The sequence below is a fragment of the Flavobacterium sp. BFFFF1 genome (assembly GCF_002256285.1).
Lineage (GTDB): Bacteria > Bacteroidota > Bacteroidia > Flavobacteriales > Flavobacteriaceae > Flavobacterium.
Window position 1 is genome coordinate 111210 of record NZ_NKJE01000002.1, and the last position, 8357, is coordinate 119566.

The 8357-nt window shown below is 45.3% G+C and carries 10 protein-coding genes; 4 read left to right on the plus strand and 6 right to left on the minus strand.

Annotation, left to right across the window (positions count from 1 at the left end; genetic code table 11):
* The first annotated feature begins 1 nt into the window (after position 1).
* Positions 2-376 (plus strand): sulfite exporter TauE/SafE family protein, encoded by a 375-nt coding sequence (locus CFE23_RS01580; protein WP_363331541.1) that lies wholly within the window; start codon positions 2-4, stop codon positions 374-376.
* Here the strand turns inward: CFE23_RS01580 and CFE23_RS01585 are convergent, their stop codons facing one another.
* Complete coding sequence (locus CFE23_RS01585; RefSeq protein ID WP_291083028.1) at positions 377-1054, minus strand: redoxin domain-containing protein; 678 nt, start codon at positions 1052-1054, stop codon at positions 377-379.
* Positions 1055-1219: 165 nt separating this feature from the next.
* Positions 1220-1735, minus strand: coding sequence for a DUF2892 domain-containing protein (locus CFE23_RS01590; RefSeq protein WP_291083031.1), 516 nt, complete (start codon positions 1733-1735; stop codon positions 1220-1222).
* A gap of 152 nt (positions 1736-1887) precedes the next feature.
* Between CFE23_RS01590 and rpmH the strand changes: the two genes are divergently transcribed.
* The 3 genes from rpmH to carB all read left to right on the plus strand — a co-directional run bounded on the left by rpmH (position 1888) and on the right by carB (position 5679).
* A complete protein-coding gene (gene rpmH, locus CFE23_RS01595) occupies positions 1888-2049 on the plus strand; it encodes a 50S ribosomal protein L34 (RefSeq protein ID WP_008464848.1) in 162 nt (53 codons plus the stop codon).
* Positions 2050-2300: 251 nt separating this feature from the next.
* Complete coding sequence (locus tag CFE23_RS01600; protein WP_291083034.1) at positions 2301-2801, plus strand: hypothetical protein; 501 nt, start codon at positions 2301-2303, stop codon at positions 2799-2801.
* Positions 2802-2826: 25 nt separating this feature from the next.
* Positions 2827-5679 carry a carbamoyl-phosphate synthase large subunit gene (gene carB, locus CFE23_RS01605; RefSeq protein ID WP_291083037.1) on the plus strand — a complete coding sequence of 951 codons (2853 nt, stop codon included), beginning with the start codon at positions 2827-2829 and terminating at the stop codon, positions 5677-5679.
* A 218-nt stretch (positions 5680-5897) separates the two neighbouring features.
* Here the strand turns inward: carB and CFE23_RS01610 are convergent, their stop codons facing one another.
* From CFE23_RS01610 to CFE23_RS01625, 4 genes are all read right to left on the minus strand, one after another.
* Positions 5898-6263, minus strand: coding sequence for an SCP2 sterol-binding domain-containing protein (locus CFE23_RS01610; RefSeq protein WP_291083040.1), 366 nt, complete (start codon positions 6261-6263; stop codon positions 5898-5900).
* 88 nt (positions 6264-6351) lie between these two features.
* Entirely contained in the window at positions 6352-6819 is a 468-nt protein-coding gene (locus tag CFE23_RS01615; RefSeq protein WP_291083043.1) for a hypothetical protein, read from the minus strand.
* A gap of 64 nt (positions 6820-6883) precedes the next feature.
* Positions 6884-7144, minus strand: a complete 261-nt coding sequence (locus CFE23_RS01620; protein WP_291083045.1) for a hypothetical protein — start codon at positions 7142-7144, stop codon at positions 6884-6886.
* A 133-nt stretch (positions 7145-7277) separates the two neighbouring features.
* Positions 7278-8075, minus strand: coding sequence for a DUF3667 domain-containing protein (locus CFE23_RS01625; RefSeq protein WP_291083048.1), 798 nt, complete (start codon positions 8073-8075; stop codon positions 7278-7280).
* Positions 8076-8357: the final 282 nt, after the last annotated feature.

An 8357-nucleotide genomic window follows, 5' to 3' on the forward strand; every position in this document is an offset into this window, starting at 1 on the left:
CATGAAAAAGATGAGTGTAGGTATTATTCTGATTTTAGTTTGCATCGGCCTGGTGGCCGGGATGCTCAGCGGGCTTATCGGTATTGGGGGCGGAATCATTATTGTTCCCATGTTGCTGATAATAGGCCTCACTCAGCAACAGGCGCAGGGAACAAGTCTTGCGGTGATGCTTCCCCCAATTGCTTTTTTAGCCGTAATCAACTACCACAAAGCAGGGCAGATCGAATGGAAATATGCGATCATTATTTCGCTCTGCTTTATCATCGGGAGTTATTTTGGAAGTAAAGTAGCCATCAATATTGATCAAAAGACTTTGAAAAAGGTATTTGGTGTAGTATTACTCGTTGTCGCCGGGAAAATGTTGTTTGGAAAATGATTAATGTGTGGCCAGCGTTTCTTTACGGCTGTCCGATTTAAGAAGCAGGTCAGAAAGGCTCTCGTTATAAATGTCGTAATTAACCTTAATGGCCTCCTTTATCGGGGTTTTCTTAGGCGTCTGTGCCGGGGCTCCCTTTTTTATTGAGACTACCTTTAGATTTTCATCGAGGTAATACGAGGTCAGGAAACCGATAGCATATTTAAGTGTTGCGACAACCGACTCGTCTTTTTTGTAATTCTCATTCGCATAGCACACTTCGATATTGCTGTTGAATTGCGAAGCCAGGCTTTTCGCCGCTTGTTTCCTGTCCCAAAACACCACGACTATTTTTAAGTCCTTGTAGTACTTTCGGGCTAGTTTGTTTAAAGCGGGAATTTCACCTTTATTCAGTACACACCAGGAGGAATAGGTTTGTAACAGAATGGGCTTTTTGATGGTGCTGAGCTTCAGCTTTCCACCGCTTATTTTTTTTAAGGTATAGTCCTCAAATTTGGTACCAACCAATTGGTTGTTGACCAGCGTATCAAATAGAAATTGTCCGTGCTCAACGTCGCCTTTTTCATAAGCCCTGTTGCTTAAAGCATTGTATCTCTTGATATTTTGCTTCACAGCGACAGTAAAAGTCTTTTCGGGCTCCTGCGCAAACGCATAGCCGGAAATAAAGATTATTGTCATAAAAAGCAAAGTATTTTTCATTTCAATAGTTAATCTTTTAAGATTTACCATTCAAAAGTATTAAAAAATATTTACCGACAACAATTTTATGGTAAAAATACGCATTTCACCTATAAAAAAAGCCGTTCATCGAGAACGGCTTGCTATAATGTTGATAATGAATGGCTAAATTCGCTTCAATTGTTCTTTCATCATTTTGAGCTGGTCCTTCAGCAATCCCTGCTTGTCGAGCTTCTTTGCCTCGTTCATTAAGTTTGTTGCTTCAAGTTTTCTCCTTCTGCTCATGGCTACACCGGCAAGATTCAGTTTTGCAATCGCAAGGTCTGTATCCATTGACAATCCCAGTTCGATCGCTTTTTTGAAGTGCTTCTCGGCCTGCAATAAATTCGTTTGCGAAACCATCAACCCATGCAGGTACTCGTAATAACCCTGTTGTTTCCTGACCAATGCTGTCTGTGGATTCCGGATCTTGGAAAGCCACTGCTGTGCTCCCGGAAAATCCTGTTTCCTTAATTTCAGGAACGCGAGCAGGATAAATTCGTTCTTATAATATAGGAAGATAAAAATGAGGGATAAAAGAAGCAGGAAAATCCCGTTTCCGATTTCACCTTCAATAAATTGCCAAACTCCTGTGCCAATGATAGCGGCAGCAAGAATCAATTTTATATTTTTGTTGTACATCTTAGGTTTTTTAAGGCTGCAAAGATAGTAAAATCAATTAAAAATATTTTTTCAAAACCACTTGCCAGAAAAAAAAGAGTTTGTATATTTGCACTCGGTTTTGCAATAAGCCTACCTAAAGAGAATAAATAAGATTTTAAAGATATCAAGCAATGAGCAAAAGAACGTTTCAACCATCGAAAAGAAAAAGAAGAAATAAGCACGGATTTATGGACAGAATGGCTTCTGCAAATGGAAGAAAAGTGCTTGCTCGTCGTAGGGCCAAAGGAAGACATAAACTGACTGTTTCCAGCGAACCAAGACACAAAAAATAATGTTTGACAAAAACATCATCAAGGCGTTACTTCAATTAGTATCGCCTTTTTTTATACCTTGTCATTACGTTTTAGTCGAAAGTGAAAAGTCGAAATGCGAAAGACCTCGCAGGCTTTTGATCAGGAGCATTTTCCTGCTGTCCGCTGTATCTTTTATTTTTTAAAGAAAAAAATAAAAGGATGCCGCTTCCATCAGGGCTAAGCGCTCCGTTAAATATGGAACTTTTAAACCTTTAATCCGCTGTTCTGAAATGAAACAGAAATTATTTTTCCTGACGCTTTTGCTCCTGTCGGTGTTGGCCACTTCCTGCAATTCATGGCAGGTCATGCCCCGGGAGTACCGCCATGTGAAAATAAAGTCGGAACGTGAAAAAGCTTATGTCGTTAACAAGGACAGTCTTAAAAAGCAATACAAAATCCTGCGCAAATCCGAGATTTTTGAACTGACAGACGACGCCACGACGCCGTTAAAAATAACGCTGGCCCAGCCCTCCATCGGTAGGCTTGGCCCCAGTTGCGGTACCGGGGCGGTCACCGCGCTGTTTGTAACGCTGGGACAACTGCCCATTCATATGGAGGACGGTGAAGTTTTCAGTTTTGAAGAGAATCGCGACGGTAAGATTACAACGCGGGAATTCCGTATCGAACTGCGACAAACCATGTGGTTCTGGAACATGTTTCTCTTTGACCAAAACAGGAACAAGAAATTAGCCAGGGGCCTTCGGGGACACTATTACGCACAACAACAATAACCAACTATAATTGAACTAACTACACATGCCAAAAGACAACTCCATCAAATCCGTCCTGATAATTGGGTCCGGTCCCATCGTCATCGGGCAGGCCTGCGAATTCGATTATGCGGGATCACAATCCGCACGCTCCATCCGCGAAGAAGGGATAGAAGTCATCCTGATCAATTCGAATCCGGCAACCATCATGACCGACCCTTCCATGGCCGATCACGTTTACCTGCTGCCGCTGACCACCAAATCCATCGTCCAGATTCTGAAAGAGCATCCGCAAATAGACGCTGTTTTACCAACGATGGGAGGGCAAACCGCCCTGAACCTTTGTCTTGAAGCTGATGAAAAGGGAATTTGGGAAGACTTCGGCATCAGGCTTATCGGTGTGGACATCAACGCCATCAATATTACGGAAGACCGCGAACAGTTTAAACAGCTGCTCGAACGCATCAACGTACCCACCGCGCCCGCAAAGACAGCAACCTCCTTTCTGAAAGGAAAAGAGATCGCGCAGGAATTCGGTTTTCCACTCGTCATCCGCCCATCGTTTACACTCGGCGGAACCGGGGCCGCGTTCGTACATAGAAAAGAAGATTTTGATGATTTGCTGACACGCGGACTCGAAGCCTCTCCCATTCATGAAGTGCTGATTGACAAGGCTTTATTGGGTTGGAAAGAATATGAATTGGAATTACTCCGCGATAAGAATGACAATGTTGTAATCATCTGTTCCATTGAGAACATGGACCCGATGGGAATCCACACCGGCGACTCGATTACCGTCGCTCCGGCGATGACGCTATCTGACACCACCTTCCAGAAGATGCGCGATATGGCCATCCTGATGATGCGTTCGATCGGGAATTTCGCAGGCGGATGTAACGTGCAGTTTGCCGTTTCACCGGATGAAAAGGAAGATATCGTGGCCATTGAAATCAACCCAAGGGTATCGAGGTCGTCAGCACTGGCGTCAAAAGCCACAGGCTATCCGATTGCAAAGATTGCGTCGAAGTTAGCGCTCGGGTATCATTTGGATGAACTCCAAAACCAAATCACCAAATCGACTTCAGCACTTTTTGAACCCACTTTGGATTACGTAATCGTCAAAATCCCACGCTGGAACTTCGATAAATTTGAAGGCGCCGACAGGACTTTGGGACTTCAGATGAAGTCAGTAGGAGAGGTGATGGGCATTGGCCGATCGTTTCAGGAAGCGCTGCACAAGGCCACACAATCGCTTGAGATCAAAAGGAACGGAATCGGTGCCGATGGAAAAGGCTATAAGAACTACGAACAGATTATCGAAAAACTGACTTTCGCCAGCTGGGACCGTGTGTTTGTAATTTACGATGCCATTGCCATGGGTATTCCGCTGAGCCGCATCCACGAAATCACCAAAATTGATATGTGGTTCCTAAAGCAATACGAAGAACTGCATTTGCTCGAAAGAGAAATCGCCACTTATAAAATTGATACGCTTCCTAAAGAATTGTTGCTCGAAGCCAAACAGAAAGGCTACGGGGACCGCCAGATCGCACACATGATGGGCTGCCTCGAAAGCCAGGTGTATAAACTGCGTGAGGAAATGGGCGTGAACCGCGTGTACAAACTCGTGGATACCTGTGCTGCAGAATTTAAAGCGCAGACCCCATATTATTACTCCACTTTTGAAGCAGAAATCGAAACTGCTGACGGGAAGAGATACGTTTCCAATGAAAGCATCGTTTCCGACCGGAAGAAAGTCGTCGTATTAGGATCAGGGCCAAACCGCATCGGGCAGGGCATCGAATTTGACTATTCCTGCGTACACGGCGTATTGGCAGCAAAAGAATGCGGTTACGAAACCATCATGATCAATTGCAACCCTGAAACCGTTTCCACCGATTTTGATACCGCCGATAAATTGTACTTCGAACCGGTTTTCTGGGAACACATTTACGATATCATCCGTCATGAAAAACCAGAAGGCGTTGTCGTTCAGCTTGGCGGACAGACCGCGCTGAAGCTTGCTGAAAAGTTATCCAAATACGGTATAAAGATTCTCGGAACCTCGTTCGATGCACTGGATCTCGCGGAAGACCGCGGACGTTTTTCAGAGTTGTTAACCGAATTAAAGATTCCGTTCCCGCAGTTTGGTGTCGCTGAAAATGCCGATCAGGCTTCGGCGCTGGCTGATGTGCTTGATTTTCCATTGCTCGTACGCCCTTCCTATGTATTGGGAGGCCAGGGGATGAAAATCGTCATCAACAAACAGGAACTTGAGGAACATGTGATCGATCTGCTGAAAAATATTCCCGGAAATAAATTACTCCTCGATCATTACCTTGATGGCGCGATCGAAGCGGAAGCCGATGCGATCTGCGATGGTGAGAACGTCTACATCATCGGCATCATGGAACATATCGAACCCTGCGGCATCCACTCGGGTGATTCGAATGCGACCTTGCCACCATTCAATCTCGGCGAATTCGTCATGCAGCAGATCAAGGACCATACGAAGAAAATCGCTTTGGCGCTAAGGACGGTCGGTTTGATCAACATCCAATTTGCTATCAAAGACGATACGGTGTACATCATTGAAGCCAATCCGAGGGCGTCCCGTACGGTTCCATTCATTGCAAAAGCATATGGTGAACCTTATGTAAACTACGCTACCAAAGTGATGCTGGGTGTGAATAAAGTCACAGATTTTACCTTTAATCCACAATTGAAAGGCTTCGCGATCAAACAGCCGGTGTTTTCTTTTAGCAAATTCCCGAATGTAAACAAAGCACTCGGGCCCGAAATGAAATCTACCGGAGAAAGCATTTTGTTTATCGACGATTTGAAGGACGACCAGTTCTACGAATTGTACTCAAGAAGGAAGATGTACTTGTCAAGATAATCTTCCGCATTCATAAAATGAAAATCCCTTCAGTGATGAGGGGATTTTTTTGTATCAGGTCCAAAGTTAATTCGGATGCGCAATGCAAAGGATATGGACGATGCTGATCCCAAAGCGTAAATCGGCCCATTATCCGCACCACGTGCAGTCACAAAAATGCATATGAAACATCACGTCAATAAAAGATGCGGTCCATGTAGGATCAACACAAATTTCAATCAGGATTCGGGTCGTACAATATTGAGAAAATCGTTAAATCGAGCAAGCTCCCCGTCACTTCCGAATAAACGCAATTTACCTAAGAAATACTCCTGCATTGCGTCATCTCTATTCCTGATGATGTTCATAAAATCCTCATGATTGATCGCAATGGTACAATTGGCATGGTCAACAGTGCCGCGCAGGCAGGTAGGGGGGTAGGATACGCAGTCAAGAGTCCATTCGCCACCAGATTGACTGTAATCATCATGTATGTTAAGTTGATAGACGCCGCCTAATTCGTTCGCTTTATCTGGAAACTGTGCTAAATGCTCAGGAATGATGATGTCAAAAATGGTTGCCGCGTCTTGTGGAGTTACTGCCATATCTTTAAAGATTTTGTTTTTCCAAAAATAAAGAATTTTATTACATATTGTAATAGCCTGTTTTTATTTTTTTTCCGACTTTCAGCAGCTACTTCGCCTCGTGCAGGCAGGCCAGCATCGACCGGAATTCGTCGTAGTACTCCAGATGCACCAAAACGCCCACGCCGCCAAGATTGAATTCAACAATCTCGTATTTCGAAAGGGTGTCATACAGGTCATCAGTCAGGGCAATGCTCCCCGACAGCGCATACCCACCGCCCGGCAGGTCTTCGCACAAAAGATGGTATGCTTCGAAACCCAGAATATCATAGTTCGAAAGCCGGACATAAATACCCTTTAAGCTGTTGCATTTGGGCACATTCGTGGTGAACACGATCTTCCGCTCATCGGTGGCCTCGCCAACGCGCCGCGACAGCGCAATAAAGGCTTGCGGCGTACCGGCGCCCATCTGCATGCTGATTTCACCCTCGGACAGGTCAAACTCCTCACAGGCCTCGACCTGGCAGAAACCAGTCCATGCCATCAGCACAAACAATAGGGTAAAGGATATTTTCATTTTTTAATCTAAGAGGGAATTCAGACAGTTGTAGAAGAACTCTTCAGGCTTTGTTTTAACGGCACTATTTCACTTTCCGCGCGTCCAGCTCCTTCAGGATTTCACTCTCAAGGAGTTTCGTGTCCGCCGCGTTTCGGATTACAATAAACGCCATCATCAAAGGAAAGAACGTAAACAAACCCCAGTGCCCTTTTGCCGCGCCGTAAACGGATATCCCAAAGGCAAATCCAATCAGCACCCCGTCGGTTATTTTCTTGTTTTTAATCGACTTTAATTTCTGCTGCAGCGCGTCGTCGCTTAAGGCAGACAGGTTTTCGTGTTTCATGGTTTATTGTTTTTGGTTTAAGCAATGGTGCAGCACCTTTTCAGGCAACGATACGGTAACAACGAAGTTATTCAAAAAAACGATTCATCTACCCGACTGCGCCATGTTCACTTCAGTATTTTTCCTGCACTGTTTAAGAAAACGGCGAAAAATGAACCGTGCCAAACTTCCAGTCGGTGACAAACCCAATCAGCAGCAAGAGCAGGGCAACCGCCTCCAGGCACAGCAACGCAAAAAACAAGATGATCCTGGCCACAACGCCCACCCTGGAATACGTTGCCGCAAAAGCATTGTAATATCCGTAACCCACATACAGCACAATCAATGACGGCGTGCCGAAATCAACGATATCGGCAACCATATCGCTGTCCGTAAGCAGGTAAAGGTAAAAAACGATGTGGCCGATCGCAGACAACGACATAATGCCGAGCAGCATCATACCCGCAATGATACAATGTTCGCTGAGGTTCAGCCGCTTTTTCCGAAACAACAGGAAACTGTTCAATGCCGCCAACGGGACAAACAGCAATACGATAATCTTGCTTTTCTGCGACATGATGTCGTCCATCTTTCGGCTGGCAGCATCGCTAAAAGGAGCTTCCTCAAAATGCCCGCCCTGGGCAATCGCCAGTTCATGGTAGAAATGCTTCAAAAACAGGATGACTCCAAACAGGATCAGGATCAGGTAAAACACGTTGTAAAAACGCTTCCGTTTTCCCGCGATGTAATCCAATGCTGCCTTTCCGGGGCGCGTCAACGCCTGTGTCGCGGTAAACAGCATGCCCCTTTCAATGTGGAAGGTGCCGTGCAGCACGTCGTGGAAAATGAAATGCTTAAAGGAGATGCGGTGTGTATCGGCTTTTTGCCCGCAACCCGCGCAAAATTGATCCGTTAATTCTTTGTCACAGTTCAGGCAGGTTTTGTGGGTCATCGGTGTTAAGACGGTTTTTTGTTTAGGCGGCTGCGACGAAGTTATAAAAAAAGCGCTTCCGTTGTATGCCATTCCACTTTCTTGCTGTTGGTAGAAGCGCCAACGACAAACGCTGTACCGATGGGGTGCAATAGCTTTCCACTTTGTGCATGCACGTCATCTGATGAACCCATCCCCACTTCCACTGATCACCCCATTGTTCCAGCGTATGGAACCAACCAGGCGGCGTAAGAGACTAACCAGCCACCGAATGGAACCAACCAGAAAACGACAGAGAACAAC